The following is a 17,322-nucleotide window of genomic DNA, read 5'->3' on the forward strand; positions in this document are numbered from 1 at the left end:
AACAGCCGCCAGCGCTTCACGCCCTCACGACCGTTTCGTACGAAGCAAAAGGTCGAAATCCTTTCTGACCTTTTGCGACGTTTCCTTGAGATGTGCTTCCAGCACACCGAAATCCGGCAGGTCAGTCACCGCCAGAAGCAGATCCGACAATCCCGGCGGAACGTCATCGCGTTCGAATGCGCCGGTGAGGCAAAGCCGCGTCATCTGGGTCAGTGCCAGATAGAGTTGGTAGGCTTCGCAAAGCTGCTGCCTGACGTCAGCCTCGGCGAAATCCGGCGACAGATGCGCCAGGATTTCGCCGGTCGCGGTCACCCTGCGGCCGCCTTCGACCTGCCCGGTTATAACCGCCACCTGCGCGATGAATTCGAGGTCGATGAGGCCGCCGGAGATGAGCTTGATGTCCCAGAGATCGCGCGGCGATTTTTCCTTCTCGATCAGCGCGCGCATCTCGGATGCCTCCGCCCTCACCTTGGCGGCGTCGCGCGGCAAGGCCAGAAGTGCCGCCACCTCGGCCTCGACCTCGGCGCAAAGGGCCGCGTCGCCGCCGATGGCGCGCCCCCGGGCCAGCGCCATGTGCTCCCAGGTCCAGGCCTCCTGGCGCTGGTATTTCTTGAAGGCATCGATGTGGGTGGCCACCGGCCCCTTGTTGCCGGATGGCCGCAAGCGCAGGTCGAGCTCGTAGAGAACGCCTTCGGCGGTCGGCGCCGAGACAGCCGCGATCAGCCGCTGCGTCATCCTGGTATAGTAGTGCGATGGTGCGAGCGGCTTGTCGCCGTCGGACTCGTCGGCATTCGCGTCGTGGTCGTAGAGCAGAATGAGGTCGACATCGGAGCCGGCGGTGAGCTCGCGGCTGCCGAGTTTGCCCATGCCGAGCAGCGACACGGTGCCGCCGGCGATGCGGCCATGACGCAGCGCGAATTCGGTGGTCACCGCCTGCAATGCGGCGTCGATGGTGAGGTCGGCGAGATCGGAAAAGGCGCGGCCGGCGCGCGCCGGGTCGATCGAGCCGGCGAGCAGCCTGACACCGATCAGGAATTTCTGCTCGGAGGCAAAGATGCGCAAACGGTCGAGCACGTCCTCATAAGCCCGGTCGCCTTCGATGAAAGCGGCCAACCGCGCTGAGAGATAGGCTCGGTTGGGCAGTTCGGCGAGCAGCGCCGGGTCGAGCAGACCGTCGAAGACATGCGGGCGCCTTGTGATGATTGCCGCCAGCCGAGGCGCGGCGCCCATGATCGTCGCCATAAGCTTCAGCAGGGCGGGATTCGACTGCAGCAGCGAAAACAGCTGGATGCCGGCGGGCAGGCCGGCGAGGAATTCGTCGAAGCGAACCAGCGCCTCGTCGGCCCGGCGCGTCTGGCCGAAGGCTTTGAGCAGCGCCGGCGTCAGTTCGGTCAGCCGCTCGCGCGCTTCCGCAGACTGGGTGACGCGGTAGCGGCCGAAATGCCAGCCTCGAATCACGCGGCAGATGTCGCTTGGCCGCTGGAAGCCAAGGCCGTGCAAGGTCTGCAGCGTGTCGGGATCGTCGACATCGCCTGTGAAGACCAGATTGCCGACGCCGGCCGACAATTCAGGCGCGGTCTCGAACAGCGCGGCGTAATGGCGCTCGACCTCATGCAAAGCCGCGCGAAAGGTTTCGGCAAATCTGGCGGCATCGGCAAAGCCCAGCATATGGGCGATGCGTTCCAGCCCTTCATAATCGTCGGGCAGAATATGCGTCTGCTCGTCGGCGACCATCTGGATGGTGTGTTCGACGCGGCGCAGAAACCAATATTGCTGCGTGAGCGCGTCGCGTGCATCGGCGGTGATCCAGTTGCGCGCGGCCAGCGCACCGAGCATCGGCACCGTCTCGCGGCCGCGCAGCTCCGGAAAACGGCCGCCGGCGATCAGCTGCTGGGTCTGGACGAAGAACTCGATTTCGCGAATGCCGCCGCGGCCGAGCTTGACGTTGTGTCCTTTGACCGCGATCTCGCCATGACCCTTGTGGGCATGGATCTGGCGCTTGATCGAATGAACGTCGGCGATCGCCGCATAGTCCATGTATTTGCGCCAGACATAGGGCTGCAATTCCCGCAGGAACGCGTCCCCGGCATCGAGATCGCCGGCCACGGGACGCGCCTTGATCATGGCGGCGCGCTCCCAGTTCTGGCCGCGCGCCTCATAGTAGCGAAGTGCTGCCTCGACCGGGATCGCCAGCGGCGTCGAGCCTGGATCGGGACGAAGCCTCAAATCGGTGCGGAAGACATAGCCGTGCCCGGTGCGGTCCTGCAGGATGCGGACCAGCCTGCGGGTCAGGCGCGCAAACAGCTCTGTGGCGTCGAGCGGATCGACGATCGCCGGCGCATCCGGATCGAAGAAGACGACGAGGTCGATGTCGGAGGAGAAATTCAGTTCATGCGCGCCAAGCTTGCCCATGCCGAGCACGATCCAGCCGGATTGCCGTGACGGATTTTCGGGATCGGGCAATTTGAGCTTGCCTTGGCTGTGCGCCTCGCGCAGCAGGAAGTCGACCGCCGCGCAGGTGCAGGCATCGGCGAGATTGCTGAGGCGCCTTACCGTCAGCGCGGCATCGGCCTCGCCGGAGAGGTCTGCAAGTGCGATCAGGAAGTGAGCTTCACCCTTCCACTGCCTGAGTTCCATCATCAGGCTGGATTCGGAAACGGTCTCGGAAAAGGCGGCCTTGCCGATCGTTTCGGCGATGGCGAGCAGCCGAGCCTCGACACTGCCATCGAACAGCGCGTCGAGGATTTGCGGCCGGCGGCGCGCGACATCGCGGAGGAAAGGCGAGAGATCGAAGACGGCAGCGAGAAACTCCTGGGCCGCGCCCTTGCCCCCTAGGAATTTCGCCAGCCGCGGCAGGTTCTCGTCCTTGGCATCGCCAGCGATCTCCGACAGTTCACGCCGGGCGCGGGTCTCATCCAGCGGCGCGAGCTGCGCCGCCAGTTGCAGGCGCCATTCGGTCTCGATCCGTTTCGCAGCCATCCTCACCGCCATCAATGGTCCTCCCGCGCCGGGAAGCTCATGATAACGGACAATCCGGGATTGGCAGGCAGAAGTTCAAGCCGGCCATTGTGAAAAGTCATGATCGCCTTGGCGAGGCTGAGGCCAAGACCGGATCCCGGCTGCGAGCGGCTCTTTTCCAGCCGCACGAAGCGCTCGGTCGCCCTGGCGCGGTCGGCGTCATCAGGGATGCCATGGCCGTTGTCGGCAACAGAAAGGCGGATTTCGTGACCGACGCGCTGCAGGGCTACGCGCACAGCAGGCTTTTCCGTCGCATCGGTCGAGTATTTGATGGCGTTGTCGACGATGTTCGACAGCGCCTGGCCGATCAGCTCGCGGTTGCCATTGACGGAAAAATTCCCGTCCGCGGCAGTTTCGAGCACCACGCCAGCCTCCTCCGCCACCGGCTCATAAAGCTCGACAACGTCATGCACCGCGGCGGCGAGATCGACCTTGCTGGTGCTCTCCGAGGAATAGCCGGCCTCCAGCCTGGAGATCATCAGGATGGCGTTGAAGGTTTTTATCAGCTGGTCGGATTCGGCCATGGTGCCTTCCAGCGCCTGCCGGTAGTCGGTGGTCTTGTGCTTGCCCGAAAGTGTCGCCTCAGCGCGGTTGCGCAGTCTGGTCAGCGGCGTCTTCAAATCATGGGCGATGTTGTCGGAGACCTGCTTCAGCCCTTCGTTGAGCGTCGCTATCCTGGCCAGCATGGTGTTGAGGTTTTCCGACAGGCGGTCGAACTCATCGCCAGCGCCGGTCACCGGCAGCCGTCCCGTGAGATCGCCGCCCATGATGCGGCGGCTTGCCTCCGAGACGCTGTCGATGCGCTTCAGCGCGGCGCGGCCGACAAGGAACCAGATCAGCAGCCCGCCCAGGCCCATCATGCCCAGCGCCAGCATCAGGGCGCGGCGGACGACGGCGCGGAAGCGCTCGGGCTCGCCGAGATCGCGGCCGACCAGCATGATCATCTGGTTGGGCAGCCGCAGCACCAGCGCGATGGCGTTGTGGCCCTTCTCGCCCTCGGACTGAATTTCGGTCTCGCCGGGCTGCGCGCCGTTCGGGTCAGAAGCCTGGTTGCGCTGCCGTTCGAGCTCACCTTCGCCGAAACGGCGATAGGAGAAGGGTTCGGTCGTCCAGCCATCGGTCTCGAGCACCCCCGGCGCCAGGCTCTGCACGTTTCCGGTGAGGATCTGGCCGTTGACGTCGGCAATGAGATAGAGGTTGGCGCCGGGCTGGCGCGAGCGCTGCTCGACGACGCGCACCAGCCGCGGCAGGCCGCCGCTCTGATAGGCACGGGCGAGGCCGAGCACCTCGTCATTGATGGTCTGCTGGGTCTGGCCGGTCAGCATGCGGGCCGACAACGACGTCATGTAGAAGACCAGCAACACGGCACATAGCGCGAAAAGCAGGAAATAAAGCGCTGAAAGCCGCGCCGCCGTCGTCCTCATGATGGCCGGCAGGGAAAGGGCCATCGAGTTCTAGCTCATGATGAGATTTGGCTGAAATCTCATCATGACCTACCCCTTTGTTGGAGCATGATCTTCTCCAAAAACCGGTACCTACTTTTTGGGATCATGCTCTAGCCGCTCTTCAGCATATAGCCGGCGCCGCGAACCGTATGCAGGATCGGCTTGTCGAAACCCTTCTCGATCTTGCCACGCAGGCGCGAGACGTGAACGTCGATGACGTTGGTCTGCGGATCGAAATGATAGTCCCAGACATTTTCGAGCAGCATGGTGCGCGTCACCACCTGGCCGGCATGGCGCATCAGATATTCGAGCAGGCGGAATTCGCGCGGCTGCAGCGTGATCTCGCGCGCCGCGCGCTTGACCGAATGGGACAGCCGGTCAAGCTCGAGATCGCCGACCCGGTAGACGGTTTCGGCCTCCCTGGCGCTGGCGCGGCGGTTCAGCACCTCGACGCGGGCGAGCAATTCGGAAAAGGCATAGGGCTTGGTCAGATAGTCGTCCCCGCCGGCGCGCAGACCGGTGACGCGGTCATCGACTTCGCCCAGCGCCGACAGGATCAGCACCGGCGTGGTGTTGCCGCGCGAGCGCAGGCCGGCAATGACGGAGAGCCCGTCGCGGCGTGGCATCATGCGATCGACGACCATCACGTCATAGTCGCCGGCATCGGCCAGCGCAAAGCCGGTTTCGCCGTCGCCGGCGACATGGGCGGTGTGCCCAGCCTCGGCAAAGGCCTTCTGCATATAGTCGGCCGCCTCGCGATCGTCTTCTATGACGAGAATCTTCATAGAGCCGTTATACGCGATTTCGCCGGAAGATTGAGGGGCCGCCATGAGCGCAAAAGCTTTCGTTCAAGCATGTCGTTTTGCCAAAACCGCAGTGCACTTTTGGGCGACATGCTTCGCTGTTAGAGCGGCAGCGGGCGATGGGGGCCCGCTGCCGCCGGGGGCAGAACACGATGACTGACTAACGCGATCGGCCCCTTGCTTCCCGTGCGGCGGCTCGGGGGTGTTGAAACCGCCGCACTGGAAACTGTGTGATGTCAGCCTTTGGCGACTGGCAGCGCGACGAAGCGGTTTGAATCGTCGCGGGTGATCTGCATCAGCACCGCCTTGCGGCCGGACTTGACCGCATCGGCCATCGCCTTGGCGACGTCGTCGGTGCCGTTCACCTCCGTCGAGTTGACCGAGGTGATGACATCGCCGGGCTGGATGCCGCGGTCGGCGGCATCGCTGTCGGGATCGACATCGGTCACCACCAGGCCCTTGCCGTTTTCCGACTTGGTGACGGTGAGGCCGAGATCGGCCAGCGCGGCGGGCTTTGCCGGTGCCGCGGGCTGCTGCGGGTCGGCCGAGGCCTGCTTGTCAGTGGATGGCAACGTGCCGAGATCGACCTTGATGGTCTGGCTCTTGCCGTCGCGCCACACCGTGACGTCGACCGACTTGCCGGGTGGGTAGGCGCCGATCAGACGAGCCAGTTCCTTCGGCGATGCGACGTCCTTGCCTTCGACCTGGGTGATCACGTCACCGGCGGTGATGCCGGCCTTCTTGCCGGGGCCACCGTCCTGGGCGCCCGAAACCAGAGCCCCGTTCTGCGACTTCAGGCCCAGCGATTCGGCGATGTCCGATGTAACCGGCTGGATTTCGACGCCGAGCCAGCCACGCTGCACCGAGCCGCTCTTCATCAGATCCTGCACCACCTGCTTGGCGGTCGAGGCCGGAATGTCGAAGGCGATGCCGACGCTTCCGCCCGACGGCGAGAAGATCGCGGTGTTGATGCCGACGACCTGGCCGTTAAGGTTGAAGGTCGGGCCGCCCGAATTGCCGCGGTTGACCGAAGCGTCTATCTGGATGAAGTCATCATAGGGACCGGCGCCGATATCACGGCCACGGGCCGAGACGATGCCGGCGGTGACGGTGCCGCCGAGGCCGAACGGATTGCCGACGGCCACCACCCAGTCGCCGACGCGAACCTTGGAATCGTCGGCGAAATCGACATAGGTGAACTTGCCGACGCCATCGACCTTGAGCACCGCCAGATCGGTGCGCGGATCGGTGCCGATCAGCTTGGCGTCAAGCTCCTTGCCGTCATTCATCACCACTGTGAAGGCGGAGCCTTCCTCGACGACATGGTTGTTGGTGACGAGATAGCCGTCATCGGAGATGAAGAAGCCAGAACCCTGCGCCACCGGACGCGGCTGGTCGTTGTTATGGTCGCGGTGGCTGAAGCGACGATTGCCGCCGTCATGGCCGTTCTGATCACCAAAGCCGCGGAATTGCTTGAAGAACTGGCGCAGCTGCGGATTGTCGGGCAGGTTGTTCATGCCGTCCGGATCGTCGGACTGGTCGGAGCCGTCATCGGCGGCAGGCTCGATCTTGGCCTTGACCTTGACGCTGACCACGGCCGGCGAAACGCGCTCGACGACATCGGCAAAGCCCGGCACCTGGGGCGCTTCGACCCGCACGGCGTCGGCCAGAACGGGAGCTGTACCAGTGGCAACGGCGCCGAAACCGATGCCGCCGGCAATGGCCAGCGAAGCGGCGGCGGCCAACAGGCGTTTGCGGGTGCGGGAATATGGGTTGGGGGCGATAGTCATGGGTCTCGTATCCTCTTTTCACTGGATGCGGCTCAGGCAGAGCATCCTCGGACAAGAGAAATAGAGAGGCGCACATTACGGCGCCATTTCCGGTGCATGAAAGTTTTGTAATGTTGGGCGGTCGCACAAATCGCTTGGTTGCGCTCGCCTGCTGCCCTATGGTGTACACAACTCAGCACAAGGCTTTCACAATGACAGCAAGCACCACCATGACCATTCGAGTCTCGTCCGAGACCAAGCTGAAGCTGGAGCAGATCGCTACCGATACCAGGCGTAGTAAATCGTTCCTCGCCGCCGAGGCGGTCTCAGCCTATGTCGATCGCGAGCTGGATATCATCGAAGGCATAAAACGTGGCATGGCCGACGCAGAGGCTGGCCGTGTCGTGCCCCACGACGACGCCATGGCGGAGCTCGACGCGGTGATCGAAGCAGCGAAAGCCAGGCGCGCAGGCAAGGCGTGAAGCGGTTCGTCACCTGGTCGCGAGAAGCGCTGGACGATCTCACGCAGCAAGTTGCCTTTATCGCTCAGGACAATCCTGCCGCCGCCCGACGCCTCGCGGACCGTATCCGTGAAATGGGCCGGGGCCTTGGTGATATGGCGACGGGCCGACCTGGCCGGGTAACAGGCACTTATGAGAAGCCCATCGGCCGCCTGCCCTACATCATTGCCTATGAATTGCGCCTGATCGCCGGCCGTCAGAGCATTGTTATCCTGCGCGCCATCCACACGTCGCGGGACTGGCCTTTGGAGGAATGGCCGAGCTAGTCGCTCAGCATCTTGTCCAGCGCCGCCTGTTCCTCGGCGCTCAGCGCCTTGGTTGCCAACGAGCGGCGGGAGCGTGTGGTCAGCACAATGAAAATGCCGCCGACTAGAAGCAGAAGCACCGGCGTGCCCCAAAGCAAGGCGTTGCGCGGGCTGAAGCGCGGCTTCAACAGCACGAACTCGCCGTAGCGCGACACGATATAGTCCATCACCTGCTGGTCGGTATCGCCGGCAACCAGGCGCTGGCGCACCAGGATGCGCAGGTCGCGGGCGAGGTCTGCATCGGATTCGTCGATGGACTGGTTCTGGCAGACCATGCAGCGCAGGCCTTCCGACAGGAGCCGCGCCCTCGCCTCGAGCGCCGGATCGGTGAGAACCTCGTCCGGTTTCACCGCTTGCGCGGCGCCGGCAAACAGCAGCGCCAGAAGCAGGGTGAGCGAGGCCAACGAGAACCTGGTGCTCACGGCGCGCCTGCCGACGGCATGGAGGCTGCCTGCTTGCGGCGGCGCGAGGGTGCGCCAACCCGCAGGCGACGGTCGAGCAGCGACATTGCGGCTCCCGCCATCATCACCAGAGCTCCGCCCCAGATCAGCGTCACCAGCGGCTTCCACCACAGGCGCACCACGACGGATCCATCGGTGCCTTCATCGCCCAGCGACAGATAGAGCTGGTTGAAGCCGATCGTCTCGATGCCGGATTCGGTCGTCGTCGTCTGCCGCACCGGAAAGAAGCGCTTGGCCGAGGTGATTTCGGCTGAAACGCCGCCATCGGCGCCGATCAGGGAAAAGCGGCCGCGCTGCTCGCTGTAGTTCGGACCCTGCGCCGGGAAGAGGCCGTCGAAACGCAGCGTGTGGCCGGAGAGTTCGACGCTCTCGCCGGCATGCATCGACAGTATCCTTTCGGTGCCGAAGCACAGCGTGCCGACAATGCCGAGCGTCGTCAGCCCGAGGCCGAGATGGGCAAGTGCAGTGCCGAACACCGAACGCGGCAGGCCGGCGAAACGGCGCAGCATGATGGCGTGCGACACATTGCCAAAGCCGGACTTGACGGCGAGGTCGGTGAGCGCGCCGCAGACCAGCCAGCAGGCGAGGCCGACACCAAGGGCGGCGAACACCGACGCGCCGTCGATGAACAGCCCGGTGACCAGCATCGCCAGGAGAGCGGCGCCGAAAGCCGCCATCAAGCGCTGGGCGACGGCATAGAGGTCACCGCGCTTCCAGGCGAGCAATGGTCCGAAAGGAACCACGACCAGCAGCGGCACCATCAGCGGGCCGAATGTCAGGTTGAAGAAGGGGGCGCCGACTGAGATCTTGCCGGCCGAAAGCGCTTCGACCGCCAGCGGATAGAGCGTGCCGACCAGCACGGTGGCCGTGGCCGTGGTCAGGAACAGATTGTTGAGGACGAGTGCGCCTTCGCGCGAGATCGGGTGGAACAGGCCGCCGGCCGTCAGCCGCGAGGCGCGCAGCGCAAACAGGGCCAGCGAGCCGCCGATGAACAGCGTCAAAATGCACAGGATGAAGATGCCGCGGGTCGGATCGGTGGCGAAAGCATGCACCGAGGTCAGCACGCCGGAGCGCACCAGGAAGGTGCCGAGCAGCGACAGCGAGAAGGTGAGGATGGCAAGCAGCAGCGTCCAGATCTTGAGCGCCGAACGCTTCTCCATGACGATCGCCGAATGCAGAAGAGCCGTGCCGGCCAGCCACGGCATAAAGGAGGCGTTTTCGACCGGATCCCAGAACCAGAAGCCGCCCCAGCCGAGCTCGTAGTAGGCCCAGTAGGAGCCCATCGCGATGCCGCCGGTGAGGAACATCCAGGCGACCAGCGTCCACGGCCGCACCCAGCGCGCCCAGGAGGCATCGATGCGGCCTTCGATGAGGGCGGCGACCGAGAAGGAAAAGCAGATAGAGAACCCGACATAGCCGAGATAGAGCAGCGGCGGATGGATGGCGAGGCCAAGATCCTGCAGGACCGGGTTGAGATCGCGGCCCTCGATCGGCGCCGGATTGAGCCGGGTGAACGGATTGGATGTCGCCAGGATGAACAGGAAGAAGGTGGCGCCGATCGCCCCCTGCACGGCCAGCACATTGGCGCGCAGCGTCGCCGGAAGGTTGGAGCCGAAGACAGCGACCAGCGCACCGAAGAAGGTCAGGATCAGCACCCAGAGCAGCATCGAGCCTTCGTGATTGCCCCAGGTTCCGGTGATCTTGTAGATCAGCGGCTGCAGCGAATGCGAGTTTTCCCACACGCTCGCCACCGAGAAATCGGAACTTGCATAGGCGCCGGCGAGTGCTGCGAACGATAGCGCCGTGAGCGCGAAGCCTGTGACCGTGACGGGACCGCCGACAGCCATCAGCCTCTGGTTGCCGGTACGGGCGCCGATCAGCGGCACCAGCGTCTGCACCAGCGACAGCACAAAGGCGAGGACGAGCGCGAAGTGTCCGGTCTCAACCATTACTGGCTCTTGCTCTCTTGCCACACGCCCTTGGCCTTCAGCCCGTCAGCGACTTCCTTGGGCATGTAGCGCTCGTCATGCTTGGCCAGCACGCTGTCGGCGACGAAAACGCCGTCGGCGCCAAAGCTGCCTTCGGTGATGACGCCCTGCTCCTCGCGGAACAGATCGGGCAGGATGCCGGTATAGCTGACCTTGACCGATTTGTGCGTGTCGGTGACCGAGAACGCAACCGTCGCGCCCTGCCCGCGCACGACCGTGCCCTTTTCGACGAGGCCGCCGAGCCTGATGCGCTGTCCCGGCTGCAAGCTGGCGGTGGTCAGATCGGCGGGCATATAGAAATAGGAGGCCTTCTGGCCCAACGCATAGAAGGTCAGCCCGGTGGCGGCGCCGAGGAAGGCAAGACCTCCGACAATCACCGACAATCGCTTCTGCTTGCGCGTCATGTCCTACTCCGTCGCCGTCAGGCCGAGCGAGGCGGCAAAGGCGGTGAATTTCTTCGCTTCCTCACTGTCGGCGCCAAACACGGCAATACCGCGATGCAGCGCGTCCCGCGCCTGGTCGGCCTTGCCCAGCACAACATAGGAACGAATGAGCCGCATCCATCCTTCCGTGTCGCGCGGATTTTGCCGCAATTTTTCGTCGAGGCCGGCGACCATGGTTTCGATCATGGCCTGCCTGTCCTGCGGCGCCATCGACGAGGCGGCATCGACGGCTGCGGCGTCGGGGCCTTTGGCGGGCTCTCCTGACGCGACGCTGCGGTTGGCGGCCTCGGCCAGTGCCTGTTGGACAGCTCCGCGCCATGGCGAATCCTGCGGCAGGGAATCGAGCATTTTCTGCCAAGCCGTGGTTGCCTCGGGTATGCGGCCTTCCTGGGCCAGCGCCATCGCCAAATAGAACGAGGCTTTCGCGTTTGCCGGGTCGAGTTTTAGCGCCTGTTCGAAAGCGGATTGCGCATCGGCCGAAACGATGCCGCCGGCCGCATTGGCAATCGCTTCGCCGAGACCGGCCTCGCGGGCAGCCGTGTCGCCATCGAGGCGGATGGCATTGCGATAGGCGGTCACGGCATCGGGAAAGCGCTGCAGGCGCAGATAGATCGGGGCGAGCACGTCCCAGCCGCGTCCATCGCCAGGGTTGGCGGCAAGATGGGCCTCGGCGCGCGCCACCAACTCATCGACCGAACTATCGGCCGGATTCTTGGCCAGCCGTTCGGCAAGCGGCTGCGACGGCAGATCGGGCGAGCCGAGCTGGCTGTACATGCCCCAGCTGAGCAGCGGGACCATCAGCACCGCTGATGTCGCCACCAGCCTGGCCGCCTTTGACGGCTGCTGAAGCGTCGCGGCATCGGCCTGGCCGGCATTTCCCAGCCGAAGGACGCGGCGGGCGATTTCGGCGCGCGCCTCCTCGGCTTCCGCCGGCTGGATCAGGCCGCGCGCGGCGTCACGCTCGAGCTCGGCCAATTGATCGCGATAGACTTCGAGGTCATGGTCGCTGCTGGTCGGAGCGTCCGTGCCGCCGCCGGTCAGCGGCAGCAGCACCGCCAGGCTTGCGCCCAGCGTGAGGAGTGCGGCTATGACCCAGAACAGCATGGTTCTTCCAATAGAGCGAGAGCCCTGCTCTCACAACATGAGGTCGCTGCGACGCTTTGACGGGATTCCGACCCCGGCCCAATGTTCAGGTCAGCGGCGTCCAGCTGCCGTCGGCGTTGCGGCATGCGGTGCCCCGCGCGGTCTGGCCGCCCGTGCCGGTAAACACTGTATGGGTGTACTGGCGGCAATCCTGCGAGCCGACGCGGTAGGGCTGGGCCGCGACGACTTCGCCGGAATGGGCCGAACTGTCGCCCTTCCAGGTCACCTTCTGGCCGCTCGCGGTATATTCGAGCGCCTTGTACTCCGCCTCGAGCGCCTTGCGCTTCTCGGTGCTGGTCAGGCCGCTGCCGATCGACCCGCCGACGAGCCCGCCAGCCATGGCCGAGATGATCGTCGTCGCGACCTTGGCACCCGAGGGAGGTGACGCGGGCGGATTGGTGATGGAGATATCCGGGCCACTGCCCTTGCCCAGCGTTCCGCAGCCGGAAAGAGCGAGCAGTGCGGAAACGAGCGCAACGCGAATCTTCATGGCAACAACCGGTTTTCTTGAACGGGATGCGCTGGGGGCCGCGTCATCGGGGGCGTCAGGACGTCATACTATTGACATTTGTCGGAAATTTGGCCGTTTTTAACGGCTTTTGTGCAATCGAGGGGCCGCCATAACACAGGCATTCGGCCGTGTCGATTGGCCCTGGGCAGTACATCATTGCAAGCTCCGCAAGCGCACAACCGCCTTCAGCCCGCCCATCGTGGAGCGTTCCAGCGCCAGCGCCCCGCCATACTCGTTGACGAGGTCGGCAACGATGGCAAGTCCGAGCCCGGTTCCCGGCTTTGTCTCGTCGAGGCGCCGGCCGCGTTTCAAGACATCGCGGGCCTTGTCCTCGGGGATGCCGGGACCGTCATCCTCGATCGATAGCTCGAACAGGCCGGCTGCGGCCGGCGTGACGGATACGGCAACAGTGCTCTTCGCCCATTTCATCGCATTGTCGAGAAGGTTGCCGAGCAGTTCCTCCAAATCCTCGCGCTCGCCAGCAAAGACGATGTCGGCCGCCGGCAGCGTAAGCGACAGGCTGACATCAGGCTTGAGTTTTTGCAGCACGCGCACCATGCGCTGCACCAGCGGCGTCACCGGCGTGCGGTAGACGACGCTGTCGCGCTGCGCCGCGACCCGTGCCCGCTGCAGGTAGTGGTCGACCTGTTTCTGCATCGACGCCGCCTGGTCGGCGATGAGCTGGCCCTTGGCGCCGCCTAGAGCCCGGCCCTCATTGATCAGCACGGCGAGCGGCGTCTTCAGCGAATGGGCAAGGTTGCCGACCTGCGTACGCGAGCGCTCGACGATGCGCTTGTTGTTTTCGATCAGCGCATTGGTTTCGTTGGCGAGCGGCTCGATCTCGGCGGGAAACCGGCCATCGAGCCGCTGCGCCGTGCCTTCGCGCACCTGGGCAAGCGCGTTGCGAACCCGGCGCAAGGGCTGGAGGCCGAGCAGGATAGCGATCGCATTGATGGCGATCATGCCGACGCCGAACAGGCTGAGATAGGTCAACAGGCGGCCCTGGAAGGTGGCGATCTCGTGCTCGAGCTCGGTCTTGTTGCCCATCACGCGGAAGCGCGCGGCGCGGTTCTTGGCATCGAGGACGAATTCGCTTTCGAACACTTGCAGTTCCTCGTCACCGATGCCGTCGGTGGAATAGCTGCGCTGGAAACTGGAATTGAAAGGCACCTCGGCAACGGTCGGCGACGGGATCGTCGTGGTCATCGAGGACGAATGAAGGTTGCCGTGCACGCCTTCGGAAGCCGGCTCCACCGACCAGTACCAGCCCGAATTCGGCTCCGAGAAGCGCAGGTCGCCAAGGTCGGGAGCGCCGGTGAGCTGGCCGGTTTCGGAAACGCCGACGGAGCCGATCAAATTGAACAGATGCGCCGACAGCAGGCTGTCGAAGCCGCGCTCGCTGGCCTGGCGGTAGAGCGTGGTGATCAGAGTGAAGATGACGATCAGGGTGAGGATCGCCCAGATCGTGGAAAAGCCGATGACGCGGAAGGCCAGCGAGCGAGGCCAGAGCCGCGCCGAAAAAGGCTTCCTTGCTGGTATGGGGAGCGGTTCCGCCTTACGCCTCCGGCTCACGCATGCGATAGCCCATGCCGCGCACGGTTTCGATCATGTCGATGCCCATCTTCTTGCGCAGCCGGCCGACAAAGACCTCGATGGTGTTGGAATCGCGGTCGAAATCCTGGTCATAGAGATGCTCGACCAGCTCGGTGCGCGACACCACCTCGCCCATATGGTGCATCAGATACGCCAGCAGGCGGAACTCATGCGAGGTCAGCTTCAGCGGCACGCCGTTGACATCGGCCTTGGAGGCCTTGGTGTCGAGGCGCAGCGGCCCGCAAGTGAGCTCGGACGAGGCATGGCCGGCGGCGCGGCGGATCAGCGCCCTCACCCTGGCCAGTACCTCCTCGATGTGGAACGGCTTGGTGACATAGTCGTCGGCGCCGGCATCGATGCCCGACACCTTGTCGCTCCAGCGGTCGCGCGCTGTCAGGATCAGCACCGGCATCTTGCGGCCGTTGCGGCGCCAGCGCTCGACGACGCTGATGCCGTCCATCTGCGGCAGGCCTATGTCGAGCACGACGGCATCGTAGGGCTCGGTGTCGCCGAGGAAATGCCCCTCCTCGCCGTCATAGGAGCGGTCGACGACATAGCCGGCATCGACCAGCGCGTCGGCCAGTTGCCGGTTGAGATCCTTGTCATCTTCGACGACGAGTACGCGCATGATCGGTCAGGCCTGTTGATGGGTCAGCTATAGGCCGATTCCGGTGGTCTGGGAAACGACCCTGCAAGGGGGAAGATTGGATCAGTTCGCCGGGACGACGATCTCGGAGCGGCGCGGACGCTGGCCGTCCTTGCCCGGCACAAGCACGACGATGACGCAGACCTCCTGGCCGCCACGCGTCGTCTGCGAAGCCTTGGCCAGCGTGCCGCCATTCTGCTCGGCAACCTGCTGGCCGATCGCGTAGCAATCCGCCGCGGCTGCCGGCGTCGCTTGCGACGCCAACAGGCCGGCCGCTGTGAGCGCCAGTATCGCGGTTCTGACATGAGAGCGAAGCGTTTTCATGGTCGGCGTTGTAACGCAACTGTGCTGAACGTGAAATGAACGGTAAACGGGTGAAAATCCATCCCCGCAATACCCCCTGCGCGCGCAACGAATGAATGCGATCCTACCGCCCAGTCCCTCAGACCGGGCAATGGATTCATAACCGGAAAACCGGCTGCGCGGCTATGGTGTTTGCGCGCAGGTTCTCAATTCGCAGCCAGATTGGGAACAGGTCAAGGCGAGACCATTCTGAAGGGCCGCCCTAAATAGCGCGGGAAACGCCAAATCATCGGAGTGCGCCATGACGGATAAAGACCTTGCCGACCTTTACCGGGGCTATATCGCTTGCCTGAATGCCCAGGACTGGGCGAAACTTGGAGACTTTGTCGGCGACGAGGTGCAGCACAATGGCGAAATGCTCGGCCTGTCGGGTTATCGCCGTATGCTCGAAGGCGATTTCGAGGCGATTCCCGACCTCCGCTTCAACATCGAACTGCTGGTCTGCCAGCCGCCGCGCGTGGCGGCGCGCCTGCATTTCGACTGTCATCCCAAGGGCGTGCTGTTCGGCCTGCCGGTGAACGGCAAGCGCGTGTCGTTCGCTGAGAATGTTTTCTACGAATTCGGAGAGGGTCGCATCCGCGAGGTGTGGTCAGTCATCGACAAGGCCGAGATCCAGGCGCAAATCTAGGTTGCTTCAATCACTTTGCTCGGTGAGGGCGCGTATCCGCAGCACCCCGTGGTAGAGCGCCAGGTCCTCGTCGTAGCGGGCCTCGGCGAACTCCAAGGACAGGCGGGTCTGGTCGCGCGAGCCGGTGGCGAAAGCGGCGCCGTCAAGGCGCGCCCGGATGCTGTCCATGATCAGACGCGTCTCGGCCTCGCCTTGCGCCTTCGACCAGACATGCAGCGTGATGAGCTGGTCGTCATCATTGTCGGCGCCGGTGTCCAGATCGAATGCGCTGGTCCTGCCATAGGTCACATAAGGGAAGGCGGCACTGTCGGCCGCCTGCTCGCGCAACCCGGCGCCGCCGAGCAGCGCCGTCAGCGAGGCATCGCTCTTCAATCTCATGAACAAGGCTTGCAGCAAATCGCCGGGCGCCGTCATCGTCGTCTCCGTTCGCCTGTCACGCTTTGAACAACCTCAGTTTCGCGCGCAACCTAACCGCGTTGCACGGATTTCGCCAGATGACGATCCGCCTGATGGAAGGCGGCGAATCGGGCGGCATGGCCCTTTCACGGACCGGGTTCTATTTGGCATGCGGGGAGTTTCAAGAAGGGTGTTATGAGGAGCCCTGTTTTCTCCGGCAATTCGAGGTCATTTCATGCGAACGCCACCGCTGCTGCCGGCTTTTGGAAAGCTCGGCGTCAAGCCCCCGGTCGCGATTGCGGCAGCACCCGCCCTGTCGAAGAGGACCGTGGCCCTGCGCATGCGCGAGATACTTTCAATGCATGGCGGCCTGGCCTTGAAGCTGTCGGTGGTGGCCTGGACAATCCTGATCCTGGCGGCGGCATTTTTCATGTCAAAGGCCTGATGCCGATATGACAAACCGCTACGCGTTGCGCATGGACGAGCCCGAGAGCTGGACTATCTTCGACATCTTCACCGGCCAGCCTGTCGAGCTTAAGCAACAGGTGATGGTGGCCATGAATTTGCGGGATGCGGAAGCGATGGCCGACCGCCTGAACAGCCGGGACGTCAAGCGGCGGGCAAAAGCCGACCGCAAGTCCTGACGCACGCTGATCTCAGCCGCTCTGATTGCAAGACGAACGCGCGCTAACCGAAATCCGCGGCTGTGAGCACATATATGCTCTTGCGGGTGCGGGCGTAGGCCTTGCTGGCAACGTCATGGATGGAGCTGGACGCGGTGTCGAAAGCCGCCAGATAGGTGGCTTCCGCGGTCGCCGTCCCTGATGGCGCCTTCGAGAGGGCATCGGCTGCGACAGAGAAGGAAATCTGGAACATGCCGTCGTGGCCGACAAAGCGGATGCGCTTGCCGGCCTCGTCATAGAAGCGACTTGGATTGGGGAATGTCAGGCTCATGACGTGCCCCCCTTCGGCGCGGCGGCGGCTTTCTTGACTGTCGCCCGCTTCTTCTTCGGTGTCGGGTTCAAGGCTTCCGCGACGCGGTCGGCCTCTTCCTTGGCCAGGCGCAATTCCCTGAGCCTTGCTGTCTTGATCTCCCTGGCCCTCGCTTCGGACATGTAGTCGGAGGTTGCCTTGTTGCGCTCGGCCGTCTTCTTCTGCTTGTCCATGAAGCGGGCTTCAGCTTTTTCCATGATGCTCTGATTGCCTTCGGCCATCGCCTAAATCTCCTTCGTGCCTGAAATTGTGAAATCGAACTTACGATATAAATAGCCACTTTTGCCTCGAAATTC

General features: G+C 63.9%; 20 protein-coding genes. 5 read left to right on the forward strand and 15 right to left on the reverse strand.

Features of this window, described 5'->3' with window-relative positions; translation table 11 throughout:
- Nucleotides 1–24 precede the first annotated feature (24 nt).
- The 4 genes from NKJ88_RS27870 to NKJ88_RS27885 form a co-directional block, all read right to left on the reverse strand.
- Entirely contained in the window at nucleotides 25–2,991 is a 2,967-nt protein-coding gene (locus NKJ88_RS27870) for a bifunctional [glutamine synthetase] adenylyltransferase/[glutamine synthetase]-adenylyl-L-tyrosine phosphorylase (RefSeq protein ID WP_352446347.1), read from the reverse strand.
- Nucleotides 2,991–4,466: a sensor histidine kinase gene (locus NKJ88_RS27875; RefSeq protein WP_023709807.1), complete on the reverse strand. Its 1,476-nt coding sequence runs from the start codon at nucleotides 4,464–4,466 to the stop codon at nucleotides 2,991–2,993. Before NKJ88_RS27875 ends, NKJ88_RS27870 begins: the two co-directional genes overlap by 1 nt.
- A 107-nt stretch (nucleotides 4,467–4,573) precedes the next feature.
- Nucleotides 4,574–5,248, reverse strand: a complete 675-nt coding sequence (locus NKJ88_RS27880; protein WP_023670185.1) for a response regulator transcription factor — start codon at nucleotides 5,246–5,248, stop codon at nucleotides 4,574–4,576.
- Nucleotides 5,249–5,502: 254 nt separating this feature from the next.
- Nucleotides 5,503–7,056, reverse strand: a complete 1,554-nt coding sequence (locus NKJ88_RS27885; protein WP_023702184.1) for a Do family serine endopeptidase — start codon at nucleotides 7,054–7,056, stop codon at nucleotides 5,503–5,505.
- A 191-nt stretch (nucleotides 7,057–7,247) separates the two neighbouring features.
- Here NKJ88_RS27885 and NKJ88_RS27890 point away from each other — a divergent pair, with 191 nt between their 5' ends.
- Both NKJ88_RS27890 and NKJ88_RS27895 read left to right on the forward strand, forming a co-directional pair.
- A complete protein-coding gene (locus tag NKJ88_RS27890) occupies nucleotides 7,248–7,517 on the forward strand; it encodes a CopG family ribbon-helix-helix protein (protein WP_023684527.1) in 270 nt (89 codons plus the stop codon).
- Entirely contained in the window at nucleotides 7,514–7,822 is a 309-nt protein-coding gene (locus NKJ88_RS27895; protein ID WP_023670182.1) for a type II toxin-antitoxin system RelE/ParE family toxin, read from the forward strand. The genes NKJ88_RS27890 and NKJ88_RS27895 overlap by 4 nt, the downstream gene beginning before the upstream one ends.
- Here NKJ88_RS27895 and NKJ88_RS27900 read toward each other — a convergent pair.
- From NKJ88_RS27900 to NKJ88_RS27935, 8 genes are all read right to left on the reverse strand, one after another.
- Nucleotides 7,819–8,283 (reverse strand): cytochrome c-type biogenesis protein, encoded by a 465-nt coding sequence (locus NKJ88_RS27900; RefSeq protein WP_023670181.1) that lies wholly within the window; start codon nucleotides 8,281–8,283, stop codon nucleotides 7,819–7,821. The genes NKJ88_RS27895 and NKJ88_RS27900 overlap by 4 nt on opposite strands.
- Entirely contained in the window at nucleotides 8,280–10,271 is a 1,992-nt protein-coding gene (locus NKJ88_RS27905) for a heme lyase CcmF/NrfE family subunit (RefSeq protein ID WP_023684529.1), read from the reverse strand. The genes NKJ88_RS27900 and NKJ88_RS27905 overlap by 4 nt, the downstream gene beginning before the upstream one ends.
- Nucleotides 10,271–10,714, reverse strand: a complete 444-nt coding sequence (ccmE, locus tag NKJ88_RS27910; RefSeq protein WP_023670179.1) for a cytochrome c maturation protein CcmE — start codon at nucleotides 10,712–10,714, stop codon at nucleotides 10,271–10,273. Before ccmE ends, NKJ88_RS27905 begins: the two co-directional genes overlap by 1 nt.
- 3 nt (nucleotides 10,715–10,717) lie before the next feature.
- Complete coding sequence (gene ccmI, locus NKJ88_RS27915) at nucleotides 10,718–11,857, reverse strand: c-type cytochrome biogenesis protein CcmI (RefSeq protein ID WP_352446348.1); 1,140 nt, start codon at nucleotides 11,855–11,857, stop codon at nucleotides 10,718–10,720.
- Nucleotides 11,858–11,942: 85 nt separating this feature from the next.
- Nucleotides 11,943–12,386, reverse strand: coding sequence for an RT0821/Lpp0805 family surface protein (locus NKJ88_RS27920; protein WP_023670177.1), 444 nt, complete (start codon nucleotides 12,384–12,386; stop codon nucleotides 11,943–11,945).
- A gap of 174 nt (nucleotides 12,387–12,560) precedes the next feature.
- Entirely contained in the window at nucleotides 12,561–13,979 is a 1,419-nt protein-coding gene (locus NKJ88_RS27925; RefSeq protein WP_023670176.1) for an ATP-binding protein, read from the reverse strand.
- Nucleotides 13,963–14,628, reverse strand: a complete 666-nt coding sequence (locus tag NKJ88_RS27930; RefSeq protein ID WP_023670175.1) for a response regulator transcription factor — start codon at nucleotides 14,626–14,628, stop codon at nucleotides 13,963–13,965. The genes NKJ88_RS27925 and NKJ88_RS27930 overlap by 17 nt, the downstream gene beginning before the upstream one ends.
- Before the next feature lie 81 nt (nucleotides 14,629–14,709).
- Complete coding sequence (locus NKJ88_RS27935; protein ID WP_023670174.1) at nucleotides 14,710–14,970, reverse strand: hypothetical protein; 261 nt, start codon at nucleotides 14,968–14,970, stop codon at nucleotides 14,710–14,712.
- A gap of 280 nt (nucleotides 14,971–15,250) precedes the next feature.
- Here NKJ88_RS27935 and NKJ88_RS27940 point away from each other — a divergent pair, with 280 nt between their 5' ends.
- Nucleotides 15,251–15,637: an ester cyclase gene (locus NKJ88_RS27940; protein WP_023684533.1), complete on the forward strand. Its 387-nt coding sequence runs from the start codon at nucleotides 15,251–15,253 to the stop codon at nucleotides 15,635–15,637.
- Between the two features lie 6 nt (nucleotides 15,638–15,643).
- Here the strand turns inward: NKJ88_RS27940 and NKJ88_RS27945 are convergent, their stop codons facing one another.
- Nucleotides 15,644–16,051: a DUF3168 domain-containing protein gene (locus tag NKJ88_RS27945; protein WP_023670173.1), complete on the reverse strand. Its 408-nt coding sequence runs from the start codon at nucleotides 16,049–16,051 to the stop codon at nucleotides 15,644–15,646.
- 217 nt (nucleotides 16,052–16,268) lie between these two features.
- Between NKJ88_RS27945 and NKJ88_RS27950 the strand changes: the two genes are divergently transcribed.
- Entirely contained in the window at nucleotides 16,269–16,478 is a 210-nt protein-coding gene (locus NKJ88_RS27950) for a hypothetical protein (RefSeq protein WP_023727640.1), read from the forward strand.
- Between the two features lie 31 nt (nucleotides 16,479–16,509).
- Nucleotides 16,510–16,677 (forward strand): hypothetical protein, encoded by a 168-nt coding sequence (locus NKJ88_RS27955; protein WP_245261983.1) that lies wholly within the window; start codon nucleotides 16,510–16,512, stop codon nucleotides 16,675–16,677.
- Between the two features lie 43 nt (nucleotides 16,678–16,720).
- On the opposite strand, the gene NKJ88_RS27960 is transcribed toward NKJ88_RS27955, so the two are convergent.
- Nucleotides 16,721–16,987 (reverse strand): DUF1488 family protein, encoded by a 267-nt coding sequence (locus NKJ88_RS27960; RefSeq protein ID WP_023727641.1) that lies wholly within the window; start codon nucleotides 16,985–16,987, stop codon nucleotides 16,721–16,723.
- Nucleotides 16,984–17,247: a hypothetical protein gene (locus tag NKJ88_RS27965; protein ID WP_023670169.1), complete on the reverse strand. Its 264-nt coding sequence runs from the start codon at nucleotides 17,245–17,247 to the stop codon at nucleotides 16,984–16,986. Before NKJ88_RS27965 ends, NKJ88_RS27960 begins: the two co-directional genes overlap by 4 nt.
- Nucleotides 17,248–17,322: the final 75 nt, after the last annotated feature.

This window comes from Mesorhizobium sp. M0016, from assembly GCF_040324035.1.
In the GTDB taxonomy this organism is placed as follows: Bacteria; Pseudomonadota; Alphaproteobacteria; order Rhizobiales; family Rhizobiaceae; genus Mesorhizobium.